The 25,584-nt window shown below is 62.4% G+C and carries 27 protein-coding genes and 4 pseudogenes; 13 read left to right on the forward strand and 18 right to left on the reverse strand.

Annotated elements, in window-relative coordinates; all coding sequences use genetic code 11:
* Positions 1 to 40 precede the first annotated feature (40 nt).
* A complete protein-coding gene (locus ACE103_RS05750) occupies positions 41 to 982 on the reverse strand; it encodes a LysR family transcriptional regulator (RefSeq protein ID WP_223970440.1) in 942 nt (313 codons plus the stop codon).
* 127 nt (positions 983 to 1,109) lie between these two features.
* Between ACE103_RS05750 and ACE103_RS05755 the strand changes: the two genes are divergently transcribed.
* A complete protein-coding gene (locus ACE103_RS05755) occupies positions 1,110 to 2,075 on the forward strand; it encodes a tripartite tricarboxylate transporter substrate-binding protein (protein WP_375778653.1) in 966 nt (321 codons plus the stop codon).
* 8 nt (positions 2,076 to 2,083) lie between these two features.
* Complete coding sequence (locus tag ACE103_RS05760) at positions 2,084 to 3,097, forward strand: methyltransferase (protein ID WP_375778654.1); 1,014 nt, start codon at positions 2,084 to 2,086, stop codon at positions 3,095 to 3,097.
* Between the two features lie 603 nt (positions 3,098 to 3,700).
* On the opposite strand, the pseudogene ACE103_RS05765 reads toward ACE103_RS05760, so the two are convergent.
* The 3 genes and pseudogenes from ACE103_RS05765 to ACE103_RS05775 form a co-directional block, all read right to left on the reverse strand.
* Positions 3,701 to 3,841, reverse strand: a pseudogene (locus ACE103_RS05765) (methyltransferase); the annotation flags it as partial.
* Complete coding sequence (locus ACE103_RS05770; RefSeq protein WP_375778655.1) at positions 3,777 to 4,430, reverse strand: methyltransferase dimerization domain-containing protein; 654 nt, start codon at positions 4,428 to 4,430, stop codon at positions 3,777 to 3,779. The pseudogene ACE103_RS05765 and the gene ACE103_RS05770, both read right to left, overlap by 65 nt.
* 89 nt (positions 4,431 to 4,519) lie before the next feature.
* Positions 4,520 to 4,987, reverse strand: coding sequence for a hypothetical protein (locus tag ACE103_RS05775; RefSeq protein WP_375778656.1), 468 nt, complete (start codon positions 4,985 to 4,987; stop codon positions 4,520 to 4,522).
* A 207-nt stretch (positions 4,988 to 5,194) separates the two neighbouring features.
* On the opposite strand from ACE103_RS05775, the gene ACE103_RS05780 reads away from it, so the two are divergent.
* Complete coding sequence (locus ACE103_RS05780; RefSeq protein WP_375778657.1) at positions 5,195 to 6,892, forward strand: response regulator; 1,698 nt, start codon at positions 5,195 to 5,197, stop codon at positions 6,890 to 6,892.
* A 10-nt stretch (positions 6,893 to 6,902) separates the two neighbouring features.
* Here the strand turns inward: ACE103_RS05780 and ACE103_RS05785 are convergent, their stop codons facing one another.
* The 3 genes and pseudogenes from ACE103_RS05785 to ACE103_RS05795 all read right to left on the reverse strand — a co-directional run bounded on the left by ACE103_RS05785 (position 6,903) and on the right by ACE103_RS05795 (position 9,346).
* Positions 6,903 to 7,415, reverse strand: a complete 513-nt coding sequence (locus tag ACE103_RS05785) for a lipocalin-like domain-containing protein (RefSeq protein ID WP_375778658.1) — start codon at positions 7,413 to 7,415, stop codon at positions 6,903 to 6,905.
* Positions 7,416 to 7,472: 57 nt separating this feature from the next.
* Positions 7,473 to 8,305 (reverse strand): annotated as a pseudogene (locus tag ACE103_RS05790) (class I SAM-dependent methyltransferase).
* A 108-nt stretch (positions 8,306 to 8,413) separates the two neighbouring features.
* A complete protein-coding gene (locus ACE103_RS05795; RefSeq protein WP_375778659.1) occupies positions 8,414 to 9,346 on the reverse strand; it encodes a LysR family transcriptional regulator in 933 nt (310 codons plus the stop codon).
* A 122-nt stretch (positions 9,347 to 9,468) separates the two neighbouring features.
* Between ACE103_RS05795 and ACE103_RS05800 the strand changes: the two genes are divergently transcribed.
* The gene (locus ACE103_RS05800; RefSeq protein ID WP_375778660.1) at positions 9,469 to 10,419 is read left to right on the forward strand and encodes a tripartite tricarboxylate transporter substrate-binding protein; all 951 of its coding nucleotides are present in this window, start codon (positions 9,469 to 9,471) and stop codon (positions 10,417 to 10,419) included.
* 23 nt (positions 10,420 to 10,442) lie between these two features.
* Positions 10,443 to 11,336: an ABC transporter substrate-binding protein gene (locus ACE103_RS05805; RefSeq protein WP_375778661.1), complete on the forward strand. Its 894-nt coding sequence runs from the start codon at positions 10,443 to 10,445 to the stop codon at positions 11,334 to 11,336.
* Between the two features lie 667 nt (positions 11,337 to 12,003).
* On the opposite strand, the gene ACE103_RS05810 is transcribed toward ACE103_RS05805, so the two are convergent.
* A complete protein-coding gene (locus tag ACE103_RS05810; RefSeq protein WP_375778662.1) occupies positions 12,004 to 12,963 on the reverse strand; it encodes a helix-turn-helix domain-containing protein in 960 nt (319 codons plus the stop codon).
* A 172-nt stretch (positions 12,964 to 13,135) separates the two neighbouring features.
* Here ACE103_RS05810 and ACE103_RS05815 point away from each other — a divergent pair, with 172 nt between their 5' ends.
* Positions 13,136 to 13,642, forward strand: a complete 507-nt coding sequence (locus ACE103_RS05815; protein WP_375778663.1) for a lipocalin-like domain-containing protein — start codon at positions 13,136 to 13,138, stop codon at positions 13,640 to 13,642.
* A gap of 85 nt (positions 13,643 to 13,727) precedes the next feature.
* Here the strand turns inward: ACE103_RS05815 and ACE103_RS05820 are convergent, their stop codons facing one another.
* Together ACE103_RS05820 and ACE103_RS05825 are read right to left on the reverse strand one after the other, a co-directional pair.
* Positions 13,728 to 14,033 (reverse strand): lipocalin-like domain-containing protein, encoded by a 306-nt coding sequence (locus ACE103_RS05820; RefSeq protein WP_375778664.1) that lies wholly within the window; start codon positions 14,031 to 14,033, stop codon positions 13,728 to 13,730.
* A 312-nt stretch (positions 14,034 to 14,345) separates the two neighbouring features.
* Positions 14,346 to 15,251 (reverse strand): LysR family transcriptional regulator, encoded by a 906-nt coding sequence (locus ACE103_RS05825; RefSeq protein WP_375778665.1) that lies wholly within the window; start codon positions 15,249 to 15,251, stop codon positions 14,346 to 14,348.
* 104 nt (positions 15,252 to 15,355) lie between these two features.
* On the opposite strand from ACE103_RS05825, the gene ACE103_RS05830 reads away from it, so the two are divergent.
* Together ACE103_RS05830 and ACE103_RS05835 are read left to right on the forward strand one after the other, a co-directional pair.
* The gene (locus tag ACE103_RS05830; RefSeq protein ID WP_375778666.1) at positions 15,356 to 16,321 is read left to right on the forward strand and encodes a Bug family tripartite tricarboxylate transporter substrate binding protein; all 966 of its coding nucleotides are present in this window, start codon (positions 15,356 to 15,358) and stop codon (positions 16,319 to 16,321) included.
* A 13-nt stretch (positions 16,322 to 16,334) separates the two neighbouring features.
* A complete protein-coding gene (locus tag ACE103_RS05835) occupies positions 16,335 to 17,141 on the forward strand; it encodes a class I SAM-dependent methyltransferase (protein WP_375778667.1) in 807 nt (268 codons plus the stop codon).
* A gap of 752 nt (positions 17,142 to 17,893) precedes the next feature.
* Here the strand turns inward: ACE103_RS05835 and ACE103_RS05840 are convergent.
* Both ACE103_RS05840 and ACE103_RS05845 read right to left on the reverse strand, forming a co-directional pair.
* A complete protein-coding gene (locus ACE103_RS05840; protein WP_375778668.1) occupies positions 17,894 to 18,061 on the reverse strand; it encodes a hypothetical protein in 168 nt (55 codons plus the stop codon).
* A 164-nt stretch (positions 18,062 to 18,225) separates the two neighbouring features.
* On the reverse strand, positions 18,226 to 18,807 hold the full coding sequence (locus ACE103_RS05845; protein ID WP_375778669.1) for a DUF1236 domain-containing protein: 582 nt from the start codon (positions 18,805 to 18,807) through the stop codon (positions 18,226 to 18,228).
* On the opposite strand from ACE103_RS05845, the gene ACE103_RS05850 reads away from it, so the two are divergent.
* Positions 18,788 to 19,252 carry a hypothetical protein gene (locus ACE103_RS05850; RefSeq protein WP_375778670.1) on the forward strand — a complete coding sequence of 155 codons (465 nt, stop codon included), beginning with the start codon at positions 18,788 to 18,790 and terminating at the stop codon, positions 19,250 to 19,252. The two genes, ACE103_RS05845 and ACE103_RS05850, sit on opposite strands and share 20 nt — an antisense overlap.
* A gap of 326 nt (positions 19,253 to 19,578) precedes the next feature.
* Positions 19,579 to 19,806, forward strand: coding sequence for a hypothetical protein (locus ACE103_RS05855; RefSeq protein ID WP_375778671.1), 228 nt, complete (start codon positions 19,579 to 19,581; stop codon positions 19,804 to 19,806).
* A gap of 193 nt (positions 19,807 to 19,999) precedes the next feature.
* Here ACE103_RS05855 and ACE103_RS05860 read toward each other — a convergent pair whose 3' ends face one another.
* The 3 genes from ACE103_RS05860 to ACE103_RS05870 all read right to left on the reverse strand — a co-directional run bounded on the left by ACE103_RS05860 (position 20,000) and on the right by ACE103_RS05870 (position 20,871).
* Positions 20,000 to 20,134, reverse strand: a complete 135-nt coding sequence (locus ACE103_RS05860; protein ID WP_375778672.1) for a hypothetical protein — start codon at positions 20,132 to 20,134, stop codon at positions 20,000 to 20,002.
* Complete coding sequence (locus ACE103_RS05865; protein WP_375778673.1) at positions 20,128 to 20,337, reverse strand: hypothetical protein; 210 nt, start codon at positions 20,335 to 20,337, stop codon at positions 20,128 to 20,130. Before ACE103_RS05865 ends, ACE103_RS05860 begins: the two co-directional genes overlap by 7 nt.
* A gap of 90 nt (positions 20,338 to 20,427) precedes the next feature.
* Positions 20,428 to 20,871 carry a hypothetical protein gene (locus ACE103_RS05870; protein ID WP_375778674.1) on the reverse strand — a complete coding sequence of 148 codons (444 nt, stop codon included), beginning with the start codon at positions 20,869 to 20,871 and terminating at the stop codon, positions 20,428 to 20,430.
* 51 nt (positions 20,872 to 20,922) lie between these two features.
* On the opposite strand from ACE103_RS05870, the gene ACE103_RS05875 reads away from it, so the two are divergent.
* Entirely contained in the window at positions 20,923 to 21,339 is a 417-nt protein-coding gene (locus ACE103_RS05875; RefSeq protein ID WP_375778675.1) for a hypothetical protein, read from the forward strand.
* Positions 21,340 to 21,390: 51 nt separating this feature from the next.
* Here ACE103_RS05875 and ACE103_RS05880 read toward each other — a convergent pair whose 3' ends face one another.
* Positions 21,391 to 21,840, reverse strand: a complete 450-nt coding sequence (locus tag ACE103_RS05880; protein ID WP_375778676.1) for a hypothetical protein — start codon at positions 21,838 to 21,840, stop codon at positions 21,391 to 21,393.
* 214 nt (positions 21,841 to 22,054) lie between these two features.
* Here ACE103_RS05880 and ACE103_RS05885 point away from each other — a divergent pair, with 214 nt between their 5' ends.
* Positions 22,055 to 22,450: a PRC-barrel domain-containing protein gene (locus tag ACE103_RS05885; protein ID WP_375778677.1), complete on the forward strand. Its 396-nt coding sequence runs from the start codon at positions 22,055 to 22,057 to the stop codon at positions 22,448 to 22,450.
* Between the two features lie 203 nt (positions 22,451 to 22,653).
* Positions 22,654 to 24,057 (forward strand): TAXI family TRAP transporter solute-binding subunit, encoded by a 1,404-nt coding sequence (locus ACE103_RS05890; protein WP_375778678.1) that lies wholly within the window; start codon positions 22,654 to 22,656, stop codon positions 24,055 to 24,057.
* Positions 24,058 to 24,167: 110 nt separating this feature from the next.
* Here ACE103_RS05890 and ACE103_RS05895 read toward each other — a convergent pair.
* Positions 24,168 to 24,975, reverse strand: a pseudogene (locus ACE103_RS05895) (ABC transporter permease).
* Positions 24,972 to 25,557 (reverse strand): annotated as a pseudogene (locus ACE103_RS05900) (ATP-binding cassette domain-containing protein). The pseudogenes ACE103_RS05895 and ACE103_RS05900 overlap by 4 nt, the downstream one beginning before the upstream one ends.
* Positions 25,558 to 25,584 lie beyond the last annotated feature (27 nt).

Consider the following 25,584-nt stretch of genomic DNA (forward strand, 5'->3'; position numbering starts at 1 on the left):
AACTTGTCAGGTCCGCTTATCAACAGTCTGCTCGGACCAATCAGCTCACTCCAACCAACGCCTTACAGACCTCCCGGCTGGCCTCTTGGAATAACTTGACGGCACCTCCGGCCCGCCGTCCCTTCAAGGTGATTGAGGCTATCGGGGCGGAGGTATCGCCAAGATCGACGTTCAGCGCGCGCAGCCATGCGCTACTCGATCGCATTCTGAGTATCTGCATGGGCAATAGGGTTATAAACCGGCTGCTCGCCAACAGATTCAACCGCATGTAGATTGAAATCGTGGTGACGGTCGTTGGCGGAAGCGGCAGGTTATGTCGCCGAAATAGCTCGACGCCGGTACGCCCCAAAAAGGAATCGGGCGGCGAGAGCGTCCATTGCTCTTGCATAAGGTCTGCGAGCTTCAACTTCTTCGTCGATCGCAGCAGCGGATGCCGTCGCTCCGCCATCACCGCAAGGGAGGATTTAAACAGCACCTCCGCGGACAAATCATCGGCGACCGGCAACGGCGCCCAGCGCGTTATGGCCAGATCAAGCATTCTCTGGCGCAGAGCATGCTCCAGCGCATCCCGATCACCTATCATGATATGATACCTGATACCTGGATATCGGCGGACGAGATGTCCGATGATTTCTGTAACGATGGCTGTAACCGGCTCGGTTGTACCGATCGCAACGAGCCCTTGCGCCGGATCTGACCTTTGCACAATGTCGGTAACACCTAGCTTTATTTCGTCGAAAACGACCCGCGTCCGATCGACAAGAAGGCGTCCGCACTCAGTGAGTTCAACTCCGCGCGAAGTGCGATCCAGCAGCGCAGCCCCGACGGCGTGCTCCATGTCGGTGATGGCCTTGGAGATCGCAGGCTGCGACAATCCAAGACGGTGAGACGCTTTGGCCATGCTGCCGACCTCTGCGACCGTCTGGAGCGTATGGAGATCCTTTAGCCGCAGCCGGCGGCCGATGCGATCATGCCACTCCATCTGCATCACCCCACGTTATAGCCCGATAGGACATTGCGATTTCTGGTTATAGCGATGTTGCCTCAGGATAGCGAGATGGAGGCCGGCCGGATCATTGCGTTGCTGTCCCAAGCACATGGAGAACGCCATGCAGCTCTACTCGCGTCGCGCCATGCTGGCCGGGCTTTCGGCTCTGGCTCTTCCGCTACCTGTTATTGCTGCCGACCGGCCGCTGAAGATCGTGTTTCCATTCGCGCCTGGCGGGTCGGGAGATTCGATCGCCCGGCTGTTTGCCGAGCAGCTTCATACCAGGCTCGGCAAGGTGGCGATTGTGGAGAACCTTGCTGGCGCTGGCGGGCGCATCGGCGCTCAGACGGTCAAGAATGCCGCACCGGGAGAGGAGGTAGTGCTGTTTGCTTCCGCTTCGCAATTCACACTTCAGCCGCATCTCTTCAGGAGCCTGGGATATGATGCAGAGCGCGACTTTGTGCCACTTTCGCAGGTGATGATGGTCGATCTGGCTCTGGCGGTCAGCGCGAAGCTGCCCATCCATTCAGTGCACGAACTCATCGACTGGATGAAGGCCAATCCCGAACAAGCGGTGTACGGCTCGCCGGGAGCAGGTACGGCACCTCATTTCATCTGCGGCGAGTTTGGCCGGATCACAGGCCTGAACCTACGCCACACGGCCTACAAGGGTACTCCCGCTGCCCTCCCGGATGTGCTGGCCGGCAGGGTCCCGATGTATATGGCGTTTCTTTCCGAACTCCTGGAGCAACATGGGAGCGGTGGCATACGCATCATCGCCACCGCAGCCGCTGCGCGATCTTCCTTCCTGCCCCAGACCGCGACTCTCAAGGAGAGCGGGATCGATATCGACGCGGCCGGGTGGTTCGCATTCTATGCGCCTGCCCATTCCTCGCGTCAGTTCGTTGAGCACCTGGGAAAGGAGATCATTGCAATCGGGAGCGATTCTGAAATGCGCGCAAAGATTCATGCCATGGGCTGTGAGCCGACAGGAACGACTTCGGACGAACTTAAACATATCCAGCGCGCCGACTTAGAGCGCTGGGGGCCGATCGTGAGGGCATCAGGCTTCCCGATCGAAGACTAGGGCGGCACATGACCACCAATCCCCCCGAACATTTGTTGGACCTTGTTCAATCGCACCGTGTGACGGCTGTGATCTATGTCGCTGCCAGGCTGGGCCTTGCCGAATTGCTGCGCGACGGACCGCGAACGGTCGAAGAACTCGCGGGTCGAACCCACGCGGACCGGGACGCCCTGGCCCGCTTGCTCGTCGCTCTCTCGACCATCGGCATTTGCTCTCGCGTCGGCGAAGGCCGCTACTTGCTAAACGAACTGGGGGCCGGGCTCGACGGCACTGCTGAACGATCGTTCAAGAACTGGGTCATCTTTGAAGGCTCCATGCTGGTCAGGAGGTGGGATGGTCTTCTGGATTCGATCATGTCGGGGAAGACGGCTGCCCAACTCCTGGACGTCAACGATAATTTCGACCTAATGGCGCGCACGCCAGAGCATGTGCGGATATTCAATGAAGCGATGACAGACCTGACACGGCTGGTCACGCACGATCTGCTGCAGGCCTACGACTTTGGCACGATCTCCCACTTGATGGATGTCGGAGGCGGCTCCGGGGAACTCATGGGCGCCGTGGCGAGAGAATACTCGAATATCAAAGGAACGGTTTTCGATCTGCCGAGGTGCGCCGACGCCGCCAACCAGCACTTCGGGCAACTGGGAATCTCCCACCGCGTCGACTTCGTTGCAGGCGATTTCTTTCACGCGGTGCCTGCGGCAGCCGATGCGATCATCTTGAAGAGCATTATTCACGACTGGGATGACGAGCGCAGCCGCATCATTTTGCGAAACTGCCGCAAAGCACTTCCCCAAAAAGGCAGACTGCTATTGGTCGAACGCGCGATGCCGGAATTGCCCGGTACTGATGACGCGGGCAGGTCGTGCGCGATGAGCGATTTAAACATGCTGCGCGGTCTGGGTGGACGAGAACGGACCGAAAGGGAATATCATCGGCTCCTGACCGAGAATGGCTTCCGTCCCTTCGCCATTCTCCGCGCCGGCCGCTTTAATCTGATCGAGTCGCGGCCTTGTTGAGACTGGGAGGCCGGTCGCGGCTCTGCGCCAGAGACGACCAACACGCTGCAATGAATGGTAATTTCTAAGGAACGATACCTCTGACGGCCCACGCCGTCGCGGCGAACGAACGGAAACCGTCGGCTTCCCCATCAGATAGGCTGACCGGACTACAGCTCGGAGCCGTGCTTTGGCGCCCAAGTCGAGCGTTCCCACGTATGCCGCTATCGGTCCATCGTCCCCTTCGCACGGCGCCCAAAATTCCTCGAAGCAGCTATATTCCATCCGAATGGTCAGCATGTCCTCGGTCACGTCTCGCAGACCTTGCTCGTTCCACGCGCGTACTAGCTCGCCGGGGCGGCTCATCGGCCCTCTGTAGGAGCGCGCCCTGAATTCGCGACCTTTACCGTCCAGGGGTGCCGCGGCGTCCACGATCATACGATAGGCAACGAATCCTCCCCGCGTGTCCCATGTCGCCGCGGCGACTACGCCCCCCGGACGCGTGACGCGGCGCATTTCGCGGATAGCTAACTCTGGAGTTGGAACGAACTGCAACGCCAGCATGACGGAGCGGCAACGACGAAGGATCGAAACCACGCTGTCGTCGCTCTCGTCCATCAGGACGGACTTGATGACATAAGCGTCCCCGCCCACAGGGACGCTCTCGAACACATCTCCGCCGACGATTCCGCAGCGGTCGTCAACCTTCGCAGCCGACAGACGCTCCGGCGCCTTGGCGACGACATGCGGAAGATCGAATAGGATGCCGCGAGCGGCGGGATGGTGCGAAAGAATGGCGGCGAGCAGGGCCCCCTTGTCCGCCCCCGATATCGACGATCGTCTTGTATGCCGAAAAGTCATGGGCGGACGCGATGGCCGCGCCTCCGGAGCGGGACAACTCGCTCATCGCTGCGTCAAAGATTGCGGTCTCCTCTGGCCGCTCTCCGCGCCATGCCCACAGAATCGCTTGGTGAGAGAGTTCGAACGCGCTCTTTCCCCGTCTCACGCAATCGGCGAGGCTTTCCCACGACCTCCGGACGTAAGGTCTGCCGACGTAACGTGCCCACGCCGTCCGTGATTCCGGGGAGTCCGATCGCAGACACTCTCCGATCGGCGTCAGCCGGAAGCGCTGTTCGGCCTGTTCTTCCAGCAGGCCGGCCGACGCCAGCGCATGCAGCAAGCGGTACAGAGACGGCGGGTCGCATTCGACCGCTCGGGCGATATCGTCGCTCGCCAGCACTTCATTCTTCATCACGTCGGCGATGCCTAATTCGGCCATTGCCGATATGGCTTGAGATACCTGAAAGCCGGCGATCAGCTTCATCAGTTCGACGGCGGGACTTTGTGCTGGCATGCTCGCTCCTGCGGCAAGAACGCCGAACACTAGCCAATCATGGAGCTTCTTGCCATCTACCAAGCTGCGGGAGCGTGCTCCGCGACCCGCTAGTCGCCGTGCAGCGACATGCTGATGCGCGTCACGATGCCGTCCCAGTCGCGCTCCTCGCTTGCCGGATAGTTGATGAGGATACAGTGGACCAGGCGGCCGGAGAAGTTGCAGCGATCGTACCAGACCTTGTCGCCCTTGTAGCTGGACACCGCGAAGAAGCGCGACGTCACCCGCTTGTATTGGATCCTCGCCGGAGGGCCCTTCTTCGCCAGAAAGGCGGCCGGAGAATCGTTCGCCGCGTTCGGGGCGGACTGGATCGTGATGTCCGCTCGGCCGTCGGGAGTCCTGAACCGCTGCCCGTAGCCATCCGGCTTCTCGCCTTGCTCCGTGAAGATCGATGCCGGGAAATCGACGACAGTGCCCGTCTCAGGGATGGAATACTTCGTCCAGCGCACGGCATCCGCCGACGCCCCGCAGGCGGATGCGGCCAAGACCAGCATCGCGGTCGAAATTTCTCTTTTCATGGCTTCTCCCTTTGATCGCGCATAGCTCACCGCTTTCCGGATGTCTCCCGGTAGAAGTTTGCCGATTGACGTGCCGTTCCATCCAGCAGCACGCCGGGGGCCAAGAATCCTGTCGCTGGGGAACCCGGATGGCCGTAGGCCGTTCTTCCCGGTCATTGCCGGTCGGGCGACTTTCATCGGTCGTGCATATTGCCAAGGGGTCCCTCAGTGGACGGCACTTTACCCAAGCGCGTCACGACCGTCGCGAGAGATCTCGGCGAGCTCGCGGCCCGTCGCGACTGGACGACGTCTCCCCTGGGTGTGCCGGCGACCTGGCCGACGAGCCTGAAGACCACGGTCGGCCTGATGCTGCGGGGAGCGGCCCAGATCGTGCTGTTCTGGGGGCCGGAGTTCGTAGCGCTCTACAACGACGCCTACGCACCGACGATCGGCGACAAGCACCCTCGGGCCCTGGGGCGGCCGGCCAAGGAAAACTGGTCGGAGCTCTGGGACGACCTCGAGCCCCTGCTGCGGGGCGTCCGCGAGACCGGCGAGACCTTCTCGGCCAAGGACCGGCCCTTCTACATCGAGCGCAGCGGCTACGGCGAAACCGTGTACTTCGACATCTCCTATTCAGCCGTCCCCCAGGAGGACGGTAGCGTCGGCGGGGTGCTGTGCATCGTCTCGGAGACGACCGAGCGCGTCCGCGCGCAGGCTGCCCTCAAGGAGAGCGAAGCGAACCTTCGCGAGCTCAATAGGACTCTCGAGCAGCGCATCGCCGACCGCACCCGCGAGCTCGAACAGGCGCACGCGGAGCTTCGCCAGGCGCAGAAGATGGAGGCGGTCGGGCAGCTGACGGGCGGCATCGCCCACGACTTCAACAACCTGCTGCAGGGCATCACCGGAAACCTCGATCTCATCCGCCGTAAGCCGAAGGCGGACCATGTCACGCGCTGGGCCGAAGCCGGCCTGAAGGCCGCCGAGCGCGGCGCCCGGCTCGCCGGCCAGTTGCTCGCCTTCTCACGGATCCAGAAGCTCGAGATCGCGCCGATCGACGTCACGGCGGCCGTGGCGGGCTTCGTGGAAATGCTCAAACCCAGCCTCGGGCCGAACATCCGGATCCGGACGGATCTGGAGACGGAGGGCATGTACGCCGAAGGGGATCGCGTGCAGCTCGAGATGGCCGTCCTCAACGTCGCCCTGAACGCGCGGGACGCGATGCCCGACGGCGGCGATCTGACGATCTCGACGCGCATCCGCAGCGCCCGTGGCGATGCCAATCTCGCGGCCGGCGACTACGTCGAGCTCGCCGTGACGGACACCGGTTACGGAATGCCGCCCGAGATTCTGGAGCACGCTTTCGAGCCGTTCTTCACGACCAAGGAAACCGGCAAGGGCACAGGCCTCGGCCTCAGCCAGGTCTACGGCACCTTGAAGCAGTCCGGAGGGGGCGCCGAAATCGAAAGCACGCCGGGGCGCGGGACGACGATCAGGCTGCTCCTTCGCCGGACTGATGCAGCGCCGTCTAAAGTCGAAGATGCCGCTGCTCCCGACGACCATGAGCTCGGCAAGGCAAGCGTTCTCGTCGTCGACGACGATCCGGACGTCCGCGCCTTCCTCAAGGACTCGCTGGAAAACCTGGGCTATCGGCCGATCATCTGCGAGAACGGGCCCGCGGCCATCGAGGCGGTGGAGACAGTTTCTCCGGAGGTGGCCATACTCGATTTCGCGATGCCCGGAATGAACGGCGCCGAGGTCGCCCGGCGCCTGCGGCAGCGGCTGCCGGACCTGCCGGTGATCTTCGCGAGCGGTTACTCGGAGACCGCTGCCGTGAGTTCAGCACGAGGCGAACGCTCCCGCCTGCTGCGGAAGCCATTCAAGATCGACGAACTCCAGGCGGCTGTTCGCGGGCTGCTGGAGCCGTAGGCGACGGACGTCATTTCGCCCGCGTGAACACGAGCTCCAGCGTGATGCCGGCCGGCGTGCGCGGATTCGTGAACCTCAATTCCTCAGCGGTGATCGATTGCACAATCCGTCGTTGATTTGGCGCTCCGACCAAATTCGGAAAAGAACTCGTTTCGATGTTGACGTGGATCGTCTTTGTGCTCTCGTCAACCGTGTACGTGCCGGTGTAGGCGACGGTACCCGACGCAATCGCCATCGCCTCTTCGGAGGATGGACGAGCGGAATCGCCCGACGCATATTTTGGAGCGTCGGAGCGGACGGTAATGAAATGAAAATGACCGTCGGCGGTGTAGGTGACCGCACCTTGCAGTTTGGGTCTTTCTACCGCGGTGCCATCTTCCCGGGTCGCGGTGCTGGATACGTAATTCCAGGTACCCACCAACTGGTCTCTCAGAGACGTCCCGTGCGCGAAACCACTGTGCGGCAACACTGCAGCCAAAATCAAAAACTTCGCGCAAAGACCGATTGCACTACGTCTGTTCATGGGACGTCCTTGCTTCACGCAGAATTTCAGGAAAGGTAACCCGGCGCCCGATCGCCATCAATGGGAGGCCGCAGAAGCCGTCCCGACGTAGGCCTCCTGCGGAAAGGAGAACGTGCCGCCTTCCAGCATCGCTGCTTCGGACAGATCCGTGACCTCCGATGCGACCTCGCCGATCACCGCTAGACGCTCGGAATCCGGACGATCGGCCAACAGCGCCACCATTGGCGTGGCGAGAAGCTGGAAGCGCACGTAGTCGAGTACGGATGGGAAAGCGATCCGCTGGACGACGGTGTTGACCTTCACACCTGCGAAGCCAGCGTCGCTCAGAAGTTCTTCCAACTCCCGCGGGGTGCGGAACGAGTGCTCGCCGCGCTTGATTTTTGACGCTTCGCTGCCGAGCACGCGGTCGAGCGCCTCCACGAAGGCGTGGGCACCGGGCGTTTTCTCGATCGGGCTGTAGACGCTCACGGCAACCCGCCCGCCCGGCGACAGCACCCGGCGCATCTCGCGCAGAGCCTTCCTTCGGTCGGGGAAGAACTGCAGCCCCAACTGGCAGAGCACGACCTCGAATGCCCCCGACGCGAAAGGCAGGTCCAGCGCGCTGCCCTCGATGAATTCGATTGCCCCTCTGCGCTGGAAACCTTGCGCGCGACGGCCAGCATGCCCGAGTTTAGATCAACGCCGGTGACGCCACCAGACCCGGTCCGCTGGCTGGCGAGCCGGGCCACGATCCCCGTGCCGCAAGCGACATCGAGGACCTTGTCCTCGGGACGGAGCGCGGCTCGTTCGACGAGATCGGCCGCCCACTTGGCGGTGATCGCCGGAACGAGATAGCGTTCGTAGAGCTCGGGCGCGCTGCCGTCGAGCTGCCAATGGGAAAGATCGGACATCGTCCCCTCCAGCGGTTGGACGATCGGTATAGCACGTCCGCTGCTCCCTCTAGGTTTCCGGATGACCCGTCTGACGGTGTCTGCAGCAGCGCCCCCCCGGAAATTGGACTACTTCGCCTGGTCCTCGGTCGGGCGAAATGTCTTCGCGGTCTTCCGAACAAGGCTCACGTAGTTGCGGACAACAGGAGAGGCATCCCCCCGCCGCAAGCCGATCATCAGCACGGCCTTCGGCTGAACCGCGCCTTTGAGCCTGCGGTACGCGACGCCATTCATCGTCATGTTCTGCATCGACGCCGGCACGAGCGATACACCGAGGCCCACTGCCACTAGGCTGAGTGCCGAAGTGATGCGCGGGGCTTCCTGACCAAGGCGAGGAGTGAATCCTGCCCTGATGCAGGCTGCCATGGTCGCCTCATAGAACGACGGGCCGAGTTTGCGCGCATAGAGAATGAATGGCTCGTCAGCCAGGTCCTTCAGGGAAAGCGACTGGGCGCCGCGCCCGCTTCGCGCGAGGGGATGATCGCTCGGCAATGCCGCGACCATTGGCTCGTTGAGCAGCGGATAAGCGAGGAGGCCCTCCTGTTCATCTATCGCGCTACGGAGAAAGGCGATGTCCAGCTGCTGGTTGCGCAAGCCATCGATCGCTTCCGCGCGCATACACTCGTCCAGCGTCACCGACACCTGAGGGTAGGCCGTCCGGAACGCCCGGATGACAAGCGGCACGAAGGGGTGAAAGAGCGTCGTCGGCAGCACGCCGATGCAGAGGCGCCCTTGCTCGCCACGCGCGGCGCTGCGCGTGGCTTCGAATGCGCCGTCATAGTGCGCGAGGGTCGCCCGCGCGCGATCGAGAAAGACGCGTCCTGCCTCGGTCAGCTCGACCCCGCGCGGTCTGCGGCGAAACAGCTGCACATCGAGCTCGTCCTCGATCGCCTTGATACGCTGGCTCAGCGGCGGCTGCTGCATGCCGAGCCGCTCGGCGGCGCGCGTGATGTGTCCTTCCTCTGCGACAGCTACGAAGTGACGAAGGTGGCGCAATTCCACGGCATATCTCCCATGATATGGATTATCCAGATCGCATATAATACCGCACGGTCGCGCCGGGTGGTATCTTCTAATCCTCTCGGCGGAGGTCTCACATGGAGCTTTTGCGGCGCGAATTCCTGATGCTGACGGCGGCTTCGGTTGCAGCAGCGCTGCCGTCACCCGCTTCCGCCCAGGGCTACCCGGCCCGGCCGGTGCGACTGCTGGTGCCATACGCGCCCGCTGGTCCAGCCGACATCCTCGCCCGCCTTGCCGCTCAGAAGCTTTCCGAGCAACTCGGAAGCCAGTTCTATGTCGACAATATCGGAGGCGCCGGGGGCAACATCGGAATGGGTCAGGGCGCCAGGGCCATGGCCGATGGCTACACCGTTCTCGTCGTGCCGCCGAACATCGTCATCAATCCGGCGATGTACGACAAGGTACCGTACGATCCCTACAAGGATTTCGATCCGGTGACGGTGGCGGTGAGTTCGCCGACTGTGGTGACAATCCATCCTTCGCTGGCGGCCAGAAATTTGAGCGAACTGGTCACCCTCATCAGATCGGGTGGCACGAAATACAGCTTCGCGTCGCCAGGCACCGGCACGCCGCCGCATCTCATCGGCGAATTGTTTCGATTGTCACTGGGGCTCGACCTTGTGCACGTTCCTTTCAACAGCGCGGGCCAGGCGGTCGCCTCGACGTTGGCGGGGCATACTCCGATCGCGTTCACGTCGCTACCGCCCGCGGTGCCTCAAATCCAGGAAGGAAAGCTTCGCGCGCTTGCCGTCACCAGCAAGATGCGATCGCCGGCGCTATCCGAGGTGCCGGACACCGCCGAAGCCGGGTATCCGGAGATTCAAGGCGAGGGTTGGTTTGCGTTCGTCGTTCCGGCCAGGACCCCCAAGGAGATCGTCACGCTGCTCAACCGCGAGATCAATCGCGCCATGGCTCAACCGGACATCAAGGAGAAAGTGGTGGCGCTCGGTTTCACGGTAGTCGGCACCACTCCGGAGGACTCCGCGACGCTGTTTCGCTCCGAAGGTGCCAGATGGTCCAAGGTCATCCGCGAGGCGGGCATCAAGGCAAGCTGACTCGGTCAGCGGGGATAGTCGTAATGCGTGATCATGTGTCAGTCGTCGGCATCATCGCGGCAGGTGGTGCTCCACCGGTCGCGCGGTTCAAGGAAGGCATGCGCGAGCACGGCTTGGTCGAGGGCGAAAACGTCGTATTTCATAAACGGATCGCCTTCGGGGACTCGACGAAACTCGCCGGATACGCGCAGGACATGGTGCGGCTCGGTGTCGATCTGATTGCAGCGGTCGGCGCAGTGACCGCCCGCGCAGCGAGAGCCGCAAAAACCGCGATTCCGATTGTCTATTCGGTGGTCGTACAGCCGGCCGGAGACGAACTCGCCGATCCTTCGGGCGATCCTTTGGCGAACATGACAGGCGTTACGACCTTCGACGATGGCCACGCCGCGGCCCAGATCGCGCTGCTCCGCGAGATCCGGCCCGACCTTGCGAGGATCGCGCTTTTGTCCGACGCAGCCGTCTCCGACTGCCTTCGCAACGCCAGTATGAGCGCCGCGCAGAAAGCAGGTATGCACGCAATCGACGTGCGCGTCGTTGGGCCTGAACCCGACCTTCACACGGCCTTCGCCAGAATGCGGGAAGATGGCACGCAGGCTCTCGTGGCACTGGAGAACCCGATCATCGGCGTTCATGCCGCCCAGATCGCGGAGCGTGCCTTGTCGCAGAACTTGCCGGCCTTGTTTGCGCTGGAGCAGGCCGGCACCGGCGGCCTTCTAAGCTACGGAACCTCGCTGGGGCAAGCCGCTCACCGCATGGCGAGGAAAGCCAGCCAGCTCCTCGAGGGCCGTGCCGCAGTGGAGTTACCGATCGAGACCCTGCGTTGCCCGGACCTTGTCCTGGACATGCGCGCCGCGCGTCGCCTGGGCCTAACGGTCCCGCCCGGGGTGCAGCAGCGCGCCGCCCGGATAATCCAGTAGCTCGAGGTTTCGGGGGAAGGTCGATAGCGGCGGTAGTTTTTCCAAAGCCTGCCGCCGGCCAGCCGAACGGCGAAACCATTTCTCGGGCTCGCGACACATTCTTGAAACCGAACGGGATCACGCTGTTGACATTGGACGGATGAGGATTTGGTCATGTGGACATTCATCGAAGATCTTTATCGCGATTATTGCCTGGCCCGCCTGCAAGAGATGCGGAAGCTCGAAGTGTTGCACTGAGCCTTGGGCAATATGAGGAGCTATCCGATCACGTCGACCGTGTTGTCGGCCGTCGCGATCGGCATCGCGATCTGGGCCGTCATGGGACAGCCGCCCGTGGACCATCCGAAAAAGCCCGTCTCTCGTCTTGTGCTCAATCCCTGAGACGCTTCCCTCCGAACGGGAGAAAGCAATGCAGGACCAGGCCAACCAATCTCAGGATCTCGATCGTATCCTTCACGACGCATAGCATCCGCGGACGGCCGATCCTCTCGGCTGGCTGAGGCAGTTTGTCACGGAGCGGCGGCGTGCAAGATCGGCCGGCGGATCGAGTGCTCCGGACGTCACGCCGATACGTGGATCCGCCGCCGGCCCCGTACCGGGTTGAGCGGTTGCGCTGAGGATAGACATCGATCTGCCGCTCGGAAAATGTTAGGCTTGACCGGTATCGTTACCGCGTTGGTCCTTGGTTCCTGATGTCGGTGGGAGTCGCCTTGTAGCGTCGCCGAAATGCTCGGTTGAAATACGACAGGTCGTTGAACCCGAGGTCGAATGCGATTGCGCTGATCGTGCGACGCGAATGGAGCGGGTTTCTCAGGACTCCGAGCGCGCGTTCCAGGCGTTGGCAGACGACAAATTCGGAAAATGTGATGCCCTCGTTTTGAAACAGCTTGTGCAGGTAGCGCACGGTTATGCCGTTGCGGGCCGCAACCGCCGTGGCGTTCAGTGTATTGTGCTGCAGACCGGCGACGATGTCGGCCTTGATGGCCGCCAGCCGCGAGGCGCCCGCGGTCCGACTTTCGCCAGGCGCTGCTCCCTCGCTGTTCGCCGTAAGCGCCAAAGCGATGAGATCGTATAAGTGGTTGGCGACTAGGCGCTGCGGGGCGGGCGTTTCCAGCCCTTCGTCGTCGGCCGCGACCTTTAGGTATTTTCTCAAGAGCCGCAGTCCGTCCGTGTCCCGCGGTATCCGGCGCATCACTGCGTCTCCAAGGTCGGAAACGAATGGCGCAACTGCGGACCGCGGCAACCGTATCCCGGCGATGTCGACGGATGAGGACGAGGTAATTGTCCAATCGTGCTCCTCGCTCGTCATCAAAACCGCATCGCCGTCGCTCAGAACTAGTTCTTTGTCTCGCCAGCTTGCGAGGCTCGTCCCGCTCAGAGTCATGCACAGATAAAGGAAGTCCCCGTCTTCCGGAGCTCCGTGCCGGCGGACGCCGGCAAACCTGCCCGTCAGGATGCCGAGCCCGGGCATGCTCCGATTGGCGAAGTCGACGTGTGGCGAGGCAGCGCCATTGCCCGTGAGCTTGATCTCCAGCAGACCGCGTTCGTGCAACGCCTCTATCGCCTCGGCGCGTCTTACCATCGGAAGGGCGCAGCTTGAGAAGCGAACGACGGAATAGCCTGTCACCACCAGCCATCCTCTCCTAAAGGCCGACATGCGGCCGACCAGGATGTTACCAAGCCAGGACACTTTGGTCCAACCCGTTGTTCCCTCCAGTCCAAGACGCCGATTGCAATCGAGTTAGCCTGGCCGGGGCAGCCGAAAGCGGCATCTTCCAATGCCGATATGGAGGACACCCATGAAACACCGTAGCGTCTTTGGCACGTGCTTCGCCGCTGCTGTTGGGCTATCCGTGCAAACGAACGGAGCCTGCGGTCAGCAATCATCCCTGAAGGACGAACTCGTCGGAACATGGATGGCGGTCTCTTGGGAGCAGAAGAAGAGCGACGGCACCACGTTGCAGCAGTTCGGAGCGAGCCCGGCGGGCATGGCCGTCTTCGACGCGGGCGGGCGGTACGTAATCGCGGTCATGCGGTCGGATCGCGCGAAAAATACCAGTAGTGCGCTCTGGCAGGGCACTGCCGACGAAAACACGGCCACGGCGAACGGGACCCAGACCTACTTCGGGAGATACTCGGTAAACGAGGCGGACCACAGCATCTCGATTCATGTTGCAGGTAGCGTTCCCGAATTGGAACGGCACGGACCAGAAGCGCTTTGTGGTGATCACAGGAGATCGGCTCACGCTTACCATCCGCCCCCGAGCGAGGAGGTCGTCGACGTTGTTTGGACACGCGCGAAATGACCGCGCCGACGTGTCGGCGTCCGGCATCGCCGAATTTGAGTCTGCTAAATCCGAACCTGACTCTCCAAAGAAAGGCCGTTCAGGTTCAGGTAGCCTTCTTCCAAGCGAGCCGGTTGAATGTCGTTTTGCCGCCGTCGTCGCGCGGAGGGGTCAATAGCAACAACGTGTCACCGTCGATAGAGACATCGCGCCTCAGAGCGGTAGCCGTTTCGTACGGGAGTAGAGAACAAATGATGTTGTGCGTGACGACGCGTGCGACTTCGTCCAACTCGAACTTGCCGTAGTAGGCGTAATATTCATCGAGCCAGGCGGCACGATTAGCGGTGGCGAGCTTATTGAAATCGGCGCGAGAAATCGAACCCGCCGGTGCACCTGCGATCTGTACACTCATCCGACCGTTCTCGCCGTAGATCAGGATACCGATGATAGGCAGGATGCCTGCCGAACCAGGGAACAGTCTCGCTCCCCTTCACGGTCACTGCTTCCGTAAGCGACCAAGTCCCGATCAGTCGGGAGCGCAGCGAGGACTGGTTTGCCCTCGCGGAAGAAACGGTACCCAAAATCCCCACGAAGAAGCGAGGAAGGTTCGTCGATCCATCCGAGCCTCCTTGTCCAAAAAGGTTCGCCCAAGCTATGCGAGCCCGATGCTGGGACCCATCTTAAATATCGCGAATGGTCACACGCAATCCGATTTGCAAGAACTTCACCGGGACGACTGTCGCATGTACTGGGCCAGCATCTCGCAAAAACCTACCGTGTAGCGCGGCAGCGAGCGTTGTTTCTGCCAGAAGATGGCAAGCGGTTCGCGCAGCGGCCTGCCTTGATGGGTCACGCTGGCGACGTGCAAGCCGTATCCCCGGACCCTAGTCACCGAAGGGATCACCGCGACGCCGTGTCTGTCTTCGGCCAAAGCCAGTAGCGTGTGCGGGGTCCGGCTCTCGAACTTAACGTCCAGCTTGATGCCGGCCAACTGGCAGGCCGCATCGAACGTCCTTCGGAAGACGAAATTTCCGTCGAGAAGCAGCAATGGGTGCGCGGCAAGCCGTGCGATCTCCACGCTCCTGGCTTTTCCAAGCGGATGCTTCGAGTGAAACGCCGCCAGCTGGCCTACCGTCTCGAGAGGCTGGTTTGCATATCTTTCATCGTCGGCCCTAATGGCGCTGAGCAGATTCTGGCCCAAATGGACTTCGCCGCTATCCAGCATCGGTCCCAGCTGAGCCCAGCCCAGCACTTCGGTCAGCGACAGCTGTACGTCGGGAAAGCGGCGGGAGTATTGATGCCAGAACGGCGAAATAACGCCTTCGATGAATTGGGGCGAAGCCGCGATCTTCAAGTTGCCGCTGTCTCCGCGGCGCAGTAGTAGCGCCTTTTCTCCAAGCGCATGCGCTTGATTCAGAAGGGCGCGGCAGTCGACGAGCAGCTGCTCGCCTTCGCCAGTCAGCAGAAGGCGGCCGCGCGTACGGTCGAACAGCTTCAGGCCGAACTCCTGTTCGAGGCTCGCGATCTGCCTGGACAAAGCAGGTTGGGCGATCCGGAGCCGCTTCGCTGCTTTGGAGACGGTCCCGAGGTCGGAAACGGTAACGAAGGTTCGCGCATGTCTGAGGTCCATGGCCGCAGCCTATGCCGTGGAGGCATCGAACGCTAGACCAACTATGCATTGGACACTCGAGCGCTTGATTATGATGCTCTCCGAGCTTCTTGAGGAGCCCGACCATGACACGCTACTTTCTGCTTTCGGCCGCCTTCGCGTTGAGTTGGTGCTGCGGAGCGGTCGCCGCCGAAAACTGGCCATCCAGGCCGCTACACGTGATCGTACCGTTCGGAGCCGGGACCACCACGGACATCGTCCCTCGCATCGTGTTCGAACAGGTCTCGGATCAGTTGCGACAGCCCGTGATCGTCGAGAACCGGCCGGGCGCGGGAGCCACGACCGGCAGCGCCGCCGTGGCCAAGGCGGAGGCCGACGGCTACACAGTCTTGGTGAATTCGTCGGCGCACACGATCGCCCCGTCGCTCTACCCTCGTCTCGACTACGACCCCGTTCGCGATCTGCTGGCTATCGTGCCGCTCGGGACGGTGCCGAGCGTGCTTTTGGCCTCGAAGGTCAAAGGATTAAATTCGGTGGCTGATCTCGTCCGAGCGGCCAAGGACCGACCCGGATTGCTCAACTTCGCTTCCGCCGGAACCGGCACCGCTACCCATCTCAGCGCGGTCAGATCTAACGCGAGCGCCGGCATCGAGGCGGTGCACATTCCCTTCAAGTCGGCGCCGGAGATCCTGGGCGAGATGCTCGCCGGCCGCATCGACTATTTCCTCGCGCCGATCGCGGTCGCGCTTCCTTTCGCCCAGGATGGCAAGCTTTCCGCATTGGCCGTCAACACGCCGCAGCGCCTTGAAGCGCTTCCCAACGTGCCCACACTCGCGGAGGCCGGTTTTGCCAACGCGGAGTATTCCTTTTGGATAGGCGTTTTTCTTCCGTCGAAGACGCCGACACCCGTGGTCGAGCGGCTCGCCCAAGAAACGCGCAAAGCCCTTGCGGCGCCGAAAGTTAGAGAGAAACTGGCTGCGCTCGGCGTCGAGCCGATGGACACCTCGCCCGGTCACTTTGCCACGGTCGTTGCCAGGCAGTTTGGGACCGATGCCGAACTGGTTCGCGCGGCCGGCCTGAAGCCGCAGTAGGTTCGGAGCGCAAGTGAACGCAAAACCCAAATTTCTTGCCACCGATGGCGACGGCTACGAACTCCAGATGGGCCGATGGAGCCGACGCCTAGCTCCCTTGCTTGTGGATTTCGCCGGTATCGAGCGAGGCGATGCGATACTCGACGTGGGCTGCGGCACCGGCAGCCTTTGCGCGCATTTGGCGGGCAAGCCGAATATCGGGCAGGTCCGCGGCATCGACCTGTCGCCGGCCTACATAGCTCACGCGATCCGGACGAAGCGTGATCATCGTGTCCGCTTCGAAGTCGGGACCGCCTGCGCTCTTCCTTTCCCGGACGGGTCGTTCGCTCATTCGCTATCGCTGTTGGCGCTGCAGTTCGCGCCTGACATCGACTTGGCGGTTCGCGAAATGCGTCGCGTGACTCGGCCTGGCGGCGTTGTCGCCGCGGCCACATGGGACACCCGCGGAGGCTTCGTCGCATTCCGGATGATTCTCGACGCAGCGGCCGTAGTCGCACCGGAGGGACAGCGCGAGCGGGCCCGCGCATATACGCGACGTCTCAGCAGGCCGGGAGAGCTTGAGGAAGCTTGGACGAACGCCGGCCTGATCGACGTCGCTCAGGACATGCGGACGATACGAATGGATTTCGTATCCTTCGCGGATTTCTGGACGCCTGTCGCAGGGGCGGAGGGCCCGATTGCGGAATTCGTCCAGACCCTCGACGAAGACACACAAGCTAGGTTGCAGGAAGCCGTGCGATTGGCCTATCTGGACGGCGATCCTGACGGACCTCGTTCCTACGCCGCGACGGCCTGGGTTGTCCGCGGACGATCTCCGTGAGTACATCACACCTACGGACAGCTGCCGTTTCAGGAGATTCCTGAGTGCGGCTTTCGGTCCTTCCACGGCGGCGGCTATGGCCTCGCGAAAATCCGGGCCGTTGTCGAGCAATCAAAAGCGTCACAAGGGTACAGCGCCGCCTACGGAGCTGAAACCGATCGCTACGGCTTCGAGGATTTGCGCCTGCGTTCCTCCACCCTTGCGCCGCGCACCGATGCCTATGTCCAGGGTCTCCCGCTCGATCAGCCCGGCCTCCCGCCGGAAATTCTTTGAATCTCGGCCGCCGTCTGCCAGTCGGGGCTGACCAGATTCCCCAGTCTTCTATCGAGCGGGACGCGTGCACCCTTTTCCATAATTCTGAAGCTTTCTAGCCCTTGGTCGCCCTCCAGGTGCCGGTGCACTTGGCGGTGCCCGAATATCCGCTCCAAGTGCCCGATCCGCCAGCCTGCCAGTACCCGCGGCATGCTTGTCCCGAACCGTCACGGATGCCCGCACCGCGCCGCTTCTCGATACGCGGCCCCGAAACCTGACGAGGTTCGGATGAGAAATGTTGCCATTCGAGACGTTGACGTTGAAATCGTAGCTCGGGTCGCAGGATCCGGATCGCGTCTTGAAGATCAGGTGCTACGTACCGTCGAAGGCGCCGCTCCGATAGGAACGTGCCTCGGCGGCACCGAAATTGGCGAGAAGCAGGCAGACCGCTGTCAAGCCGGCAACCAATCGCATCTTAAAAATATGCCTAATGGGTCTCGTCAGCCCCTGTCCGGCAGAGAAGCGCCTTGCGGCTCCAGCAGCTTGAGAGCCGTTTCGATCTTGGCGAGCAGAGCCTGGATTTCGGCGCGCTCATTCGTGGCTGGATCGGCCGCGAGCCGCGCCAGCAATTGTTCTTTCTGTGCCGTCAGCCTCGCGAGAGTGGACATATCGGTTCATCCTAGATTGTCGATGAAAGGGCCGCTCGGAAAGCGGCCCTTGCCTTGCTCGCCAGTTTCAGCGCCGAAGCCAAAACCGTTGCTTGGGCTGCCGCTGCAACGGCCCTCAATCGTGGTCGCAACAACCGGGGGCCATCGGAGTCAGCGTAGCGAGATCAATCGATCTCTTCGATGATGCGGCGTTCGCGCGGCTCGACGATGTAGGTATGGCTATCGCGATTGATGTACCGATACTCGCGCAGCGTCGGGGCGTCGCGATACACTTCCTCGGGGAAGGTCTCGACTTCGACGCCCTCCGGCACGCGCTCGCCGGTCCGGATTTCGGTGCGGACGGTACTACCGGTGGTCACGTGCTTTTCGCGCTCGACCGGACGCGCCTTCGCGTGCTTCCGGATCACCTCGCGGTCGCGATCGCTGAAGGTCGTCTTGCGCTCCTCGCTGCGGGTGGGAGCGGATGCCGTCGACCTGCCGGAATACGGCAGCGTGGCGACGATCTTATAGCTGGAGGGTTCAACGATGACGATCTCGTCCTTCACGAGCACGAAATCGTAACCGCGGTACTGCGGAACGCTCTCGACCACGTCGGGCGGCAGCTGCTGCAGGCGGACGTCGCGCGGAACGACCGTGCCGACGGACACCGAGAAATTCACGCTGGTAAGCGGCCTCACGTCGAGACGCGCGATCGACTGGCTGACGCGGGTGCGCTGCTGATCGTTGATGTTGACGGACGCGTTCACGTTGGTCGAGGACCGGTCGGCATTGTTCTGCCTGTCGTCGGTCCGCTGCGCGGCGTTCGTGGAGTTCGAACCGGTCTGGTTCTGCTGCGCCTGGTTGCTGCCCGACGCCGGCGAGTTGGCCGACTGGGTCGAGTTGCCGGAAGGCTGGCTGGTCTGGGCCTGGTTCGACTGCGGAGTGGTCGTGTTGGTCTGCGCCTGGCTCGGCGAATTCGAGGATGCCGGGGCCTGCGAGGTGCTGGTGTTGTTGCCCGAGTTGGGCGCCTGGTCAGCTGCGCTCTGGCTCGTGGACGAAGGCGGCTGCGTCTGGGCCGAATTTGTCGACGAAGGATTCGAGGTCTGCGCGGAATTGCTGGGCGCGGTGCTCGACGTCGACGGGCTGGTGGTCGAAGCCGACGGCGAGCTCGTTGTCGAAGGCTGCGTGGACGTCGACGTGGAATCCTGCTGACGCTGCGCCGACGGGGCGGTGGTCGAAGTGCTCGGCGATGACTGAGCGAAAGCAGCGGTCGCGATCGCGACGAAGGCGGTGGTCGCCAACAAAAGACGTTTGTTCATCTGATCCTCCTGAAACATGGTGCCCATCAACATGCAATGCCACCTTCAGTTCCAATCGGGAATTAGTGGCAATCCCTTTCGCTCTCTTGCAATGTGGTTATCCCGAAAGCCGTTGCGATAAGGCCTCCCTGCAGCCGCATCGGAAATTGGGAAAAAGAGGAACTTCCAGCCTGTGCTCTCGTTTGCGTGATAGTTGAAACGCTACTGGAGGAGAGGACAATGAAGAAACTGATCGTGTGCGGCGCTCTTGCCGCTTTCGCCCTTGGCACCCAGGCCGCAAGCGCCGCGGAGTTCTACATCGTGCGCGACGCGACCACGAAGAAGTGCACGGTCGTCGATAACAAGCCGACCACGACCACTACCACGGTCGTCGGCGACGGCATGTACAAGACCAAGGTCGAGGCGGAATCCGCCGTGAAGACCACGAAGGTCTGCACCGAACAGTAACCGAAGGGCCGCCAGGTCCTTCCGATAGAGGAATGGAGGAGAACGTCATGCCCGTCATCTTGTTGTGGGCCGTCCCCGCAGTCATCTTCGTCGGCGGCGCCGGATACTTCCTGGTACACATGCACTGAACCTAGAGCGGCTCGTCCGGGAAAAGGCCGGCGGGCCCTTTTCTTTGGATGGACGCGTCTGTTTTTCAGCCCTCGACCACGAAGCGCAGCGCCATGACGATCGCGGCGGAGGCGAGACAGGAGATCGCGAGCAAAGTCCAGTAGGGCCTGGTGCTTCCGCGAGCCACCCGAACAAGGAACATCTTGAGCCGCGTCAGCATTCCTCTCTAGGAAGCCGGTCAAGGTACGCTATTCCGAAGCTCGCGAGTTCTTCGGTATCGCTTCGCCGCTCTTCCCATCTCCTCGGCAGATGACGCTGCAGCAGGCAACGCCGGTCATCTCGCGCGTCGATGCCGGGGTGCCGCGACCGGTACACCGTCCATGCGGTTTCCGCGGCCGTCTTCAATACGATATCGTCGAACATCTTTGCGCTCCGGCCGCTGCATTCTTTCGACGCAAACTCCACGCGCGGGCGAAAGTTTTCGGTTTTTCCCGATCGGTGCGCGGGAAGTGTTCAAGCCTTCGTCCTTGCTTTCTCACGTGCCGCCCGGCGCCGTTGCAGGCGCCTGCTTCGGGCGACCTTCATCGAGGCGAGGAGCCTTGGAGTGGCCTTCTCGGAGGCGGGGATTTCGGCGGGAGCGCCTAGCTCCGCTTGCGGCTCGACAGGCTTTGCTTCCATCAAGTCGAGAACAACGCGTCCCTTATCGGTGATCCGCCATCCGCCGTTCAAGCGCTCGACGAGTCCCTGCGAGAAAAGGTCGAGATCGGGGACGCGGGCGGCAACGCGCCGAGTCCTGTCCGCCCACTCGCGGCCGCTGGTGGCCAGGATGGCCATGTCCCGCTTTAGATCCGCCATGACGGCGAATCCGTCGGGATAGCTAACGAGGATCTTGAGCACCGTGACCTGGAAGTTCACGCCGTGTCCTGCTTTGCCGAATGCCGCCGCAGCAGCAACCATTGCTTATTTTTCCCGTTAACGGCCGGGGCACGCAATGAGAAAGGAATTCCGATGAAGAAGATTGCAATGTCGGCGCTCATGGTCGGCGCCCTGGGTCTGGCTTCGGTGGCCACGACGTCTCCCGCCGAAGCTCGCTGGCGGGGTGGTGGCTGGGGCCCGGGCATCGCCGGCGGCCTGGTCGCAGGTGCCGTGATCGGCGGGCTCGCGTCCTCCGCGTATGGCTGGGGCCCCGGCTACGGATATTACGGCGGCCCTGGCTACTACGGCGCCGGCTACTACGGCGGCCCGTACGCCTACGAGTACGGGTACAACGAACCCTATCACTGGGGCGGCGGCTACACCAGCACCTACTACAGCGCCCCTGTCTCCTACGGCTACCGCTATCGGCGCGTCGTGCGGCCCGCCTACGCCTACTATGGCGGATCCTATCCTTTGGTCCGGCATCGCTGGCATCGTCACTACTGGTGACAAAGGTCGATACAAGGCAAAGGGGGCCGCGCTTCGGAAGGCGCGGCCTTTCTACCACCATTGGACTGAGAACGGGTCGTGCCGGTCGAAGGCGAGCTGCCGCTCGGGTTTCATTTTTGACGGTTTAGCCGCGCGCTTGGAGTGCGGACGGGGCGCTGCGGAGCCGCGTGTCGGCTGATCTTTCTTGGACGCCGGAACAGGCGCTGCGGGCGCGGCCGCCATAGCTTCTCGCGCATACTGCTGCGGCCGTTCAGCCACCGGATCGGCCTGCGCGACGGCTGGAAGGTCGGACCGCGGACGCGTATCGAAGACGATCTTGTCGGGAAGTCTTCTCGTCGAGGCGATCCGGATGATGGCTCTGTCCGGGTCGGCCGCCGCGCGTTCGACGGGAGCCGGCAGGTATCGGTTGGCCGCGAAGAGCAACGCCAGCAGCAGGCGCCGACGAAAACGAAGTATCGGATGATGGGAATGGACGGTCGCTCGCAGGGAAGGATTCAACACTCGGCGGGCGCCGGATTGACGTCGGGACGGGCCGCCCGTTCGGCGACCCGCCCCGAAGGTGGCGGTCGAGATCGACCTGCACTGACGGTGCAATTGACAGCGCTCGCTTCGCAACCTTCACGCCTTGCTGCACGGCGCTCAGCGCGTTCCAGCATCGGAACATTTGCCATTTTATCCCGTTGGTCGAAACCATTACGGAATGAGGAGTTCGGATATGAAGAAGAATCTTGCAATCGGATTTCTGCTGGCCGCGACGACGGCAACCGGGGCCTTCGCTGCCACCACCGTGCTGACCGCGGCGCCGACGGAAAGCTGGACGGTGACGAACTACTACAAGCAGGCCGTGTACGATCCGAAGGAGAGCAAGATCGGCGACATCGACGACGTCCTCGTCGACAAATCGGGCGAGATCACGGGACTCGTCATCGGGGTCGGCGGGTTCCTCGGCGCGGGCGAGAAGGACGTCATCGTGCCGTTCAACGCCGTCAAGACCGCCAAGAAGAACGACAAGTGGTGGCTGACTCTCGACGAAACCAAGGACGACCTGAAGGGCGCCCCGGGCTTCAAGTACGATCGGGCCAGCACCACCTGGGTGCCGGAAAAGAAGTAACTGGACCATCGCGGAGGGCGAATGCGAGCTAAGCGCTCGCTCTCCGATCCAGGCGTGGAAATCTCGGTTTGTGCCCCGCCCGCCGCCAATCCAATCCACAAAAGGCAGCTTCAATCGATGCAATGAGGGAAGCTCGGCAGGAAAATAAAAGCAGCGCGTGAACCGATCCCTGAGCCACTCGTTTGGTGACGGAGGTTCTGCCGATGCCCCCGTCTGACCCTGCCCAAATCGCGCACGATGGACGCCAACGAAGGCTGCTGGTGGTGCTCGCGTTGGGTTTCATCGTCTTCGCGGCCGCCGCCGCCGCTCTCTACTATATCCTGCAGCCGGAGACCCTTCGGATCGCGGTCGGCCCCGCCGGCAGCGACGACCAACAGGTTGTGGAGGCGATGGCCGAGGCCTTCGGCGAGGAGAGCAGGTCGGTCAGGTTATCGCCGATCACGACCGAAGGCGCGGCCGAATCCCTTGCTTTGCTGGGCGCCGGCAAGGCCGACCTCGCGGTCGGTCGAGGCGACCTGAGCATGCCGTCGGATGCGCAGACGTTGGCCGTCCTGCGGAAGAACTACGTCGTCCTTTGGACGCACTCCGGACGACCGGGCAAGGACTCCCCGAAGAAGGCAACTGGAAAGATCTCAGAGATCGCCGATCTGGCAGGCCACAAGGTCGGCATTATCGGAAGGACTGGGGCCAATTTAGCGCTTCTGCGCACCGTTCTGATCGGCTCGGGCGTGGAGCCCGATAAGGTTGCGACGGTCCAATTCGGGACCGACCAGGTCGAAAAGCTCGCGCAGGACACCACTCTCGACGCCTATCTCACGGTCGGTCCGCTCGACAGCAGAATCACGGCCGACGCAATCGCCGCGACCTCGCGATCGCGGGGGGCCCCGAAGTTTCTTCCGGTCGATGCATCCGAGGCCATCGCCTTGAGGCACCCGCGCTACGAAGCCGAAGAAATCCCGGGCAGCGTCTTCAACGCAAATCCGGCCTGGCCGGAGGACAAGGTCGACACCATCAGCGTCAGCCACCTCATTGTCGCCAGGCGGGGGCTGTCGGAGGCCAAAGCGGCGGCCTTCTATCGCCAGCTTTTTGCGGTCCGCGACACGATCACGCGACGCGTCGCCGGCGCTGCGCACATCATCAAACCCGACACGGAGAAGGAAGCGGAGCCTTCCGTGCATCGGGGGGCCGCGGCTGTCATCAACGGGACAGAGCGGACCTTTCTGGACAAGTACAGCGACTATTTCTGGTTTGCGTTGCTTCTTCTTTCCGGGATCGGTTCGGCCGCCGCGTGGCTGCGTCGCTATCTGAACCGGGACGACCGGGACGACACCACCAGCCATCGCAACCGGATTCTCGCCGTGGTCTCGGAGCTTCGCGATGCCGGGTCCGAACAGGACCTTCTGCTATCGCAACAGGAAGTGGACGCGATCATTGGCGAAACCCTAAAGTGCTACGACGATGGAGCGATCGAAGGAGAAGACCTGGCCGCGTTCGGACTGGTCCTTGAACTGTTCGATCATGCCGTCGCGGAGCGACGAGCGGCGCTGCAGAGCGGCCCCGCCGATCAAGCAAAGACTCCGGGTCCAACCCTTGCCTCTCGTCGGTAGGTACAGGGAATGCGGTTTCCGGAACGGCCGATATGGCCATCCGTCGAACATTCGACTTGCACCGCGCGGGGAATGTGTCGAGCAGTAAGATTTCGGGCAGACTGCCGCGCTCAAAGAGACCTTTCAGCGGGAATCCGATCGAGGCGTAGTCGATGTCGACGATCAGTCAGCAGGAAAGCGCCCCCCAGCACGGTGGCCAGCGTTCCAAGTCCTGTCCCGCCGGCGATCAGGAACATGATCAGCAGTTGATACTTTACCGCATCGACAGGTTCGACCCCGGCAAGGATTTGGCCGGTCATCATTCCAGGCAAGGAGACAAGGCCGATCGCCGCCATGCTATTCATGATCGGCATGAAGCCGCTTCTCAACGCGTCCCGTATGACCGGCAGCAGGGCCTGATACCGGGTGCCGCCTGGTGCGAGACAAGCTTCTATGGCGGCCCGTTCCCGCACCAGGCTACTCGTCAGCCCGTCCAAGCCCAGGCTTATCCCGGTCATGGTGTTGCCCAGCATCATGCCGAGCAATGGAAGCGCATAGCCCGGATGATACCAAGGATCGGGATGTAGCTCCGTCAGGAGCAAGAACAATTGTGACCGTACCGGCGGCGAGCAGCGTGCATGCCGCGCCTAGGCCGTACTTCCAAACGCCCGGGAGGCGCCGCTTCTGTCGCGCAACGATCTCCCGCGATGCGAAGAGGACCATGATCAGGGCGGCCACAGCGGTCCAGAGCGGTGATACCGTGGCAAACAGGAACGTCAGCACGTATCCGACGAGGACGAGCTGGACCACCATGCGCATGGTCGCAATGGCCAGTTGCTTCTCAAACTTGAGGCGGAGAACAAGCGAGAGGACGCCGTCCATGACGACAAGAAGCGCGGGCAGGACCAGATCGCCGTACGAAAGCTGGATGTAAGTCACGGTCGGCTTTCCGCGATGTCGCCGTCGGGCCTCATCGCAAAGATCCTTGACCCGATGCGGCGGGCTTGGGCGTCGTCGTGGGTACTCCAAAGGACGCTTGTTCCATTCAAGACGCGCTCGGCAATCAGGGCTTCCACGGCCGCAGCGGACCGAGTCGAGGGCCGAGGTCGGATCGTCCAGCAGAAGCACTCTCGATTGCAGCATGAGCGCCCGCACAAGCCCCAATCGCTGTCTCTCGCCGGTCGACAGTCTTTGAATCGACCACGGTCCGCAGTCGTCCGGCAATCCCAGGCGCGTGACCAGCGGCAGAGCATCATCCCAGGCGGTGAAGTGCTCCTGCACGATGCCGGACCACCAGCCGGGCTCGGCGGCGAGGTAGGTCACTTGTCTTCGCCAGGCGGGGGCGGGCACCGCTTCCCTGAGCGTTCCGTCCAGCTTGACGGTTCCTTCATTGGGATCGAGGTCCGCGATGGAGCGGAGCAGCAAGGTTTTCCCGACTCCCGATGGCCCCTGCAGGGCAACACGCCTGGCGATCTCGACCGGCGCCTCGCCCGGATAGGGATGCACCGAGCTTACATTGATCTCACCGAGCACGTAGCTGTCGCTCCC

It is taken from the genome of Bradyrhizobium sp. ma5 (assembly GCF_042258955.1).
GTDB lineage: Bacteria > Pseudomonadota > Alphaproteobacteria > Rhizobiales > Xanthobacteraceae > Bradyrhizobium.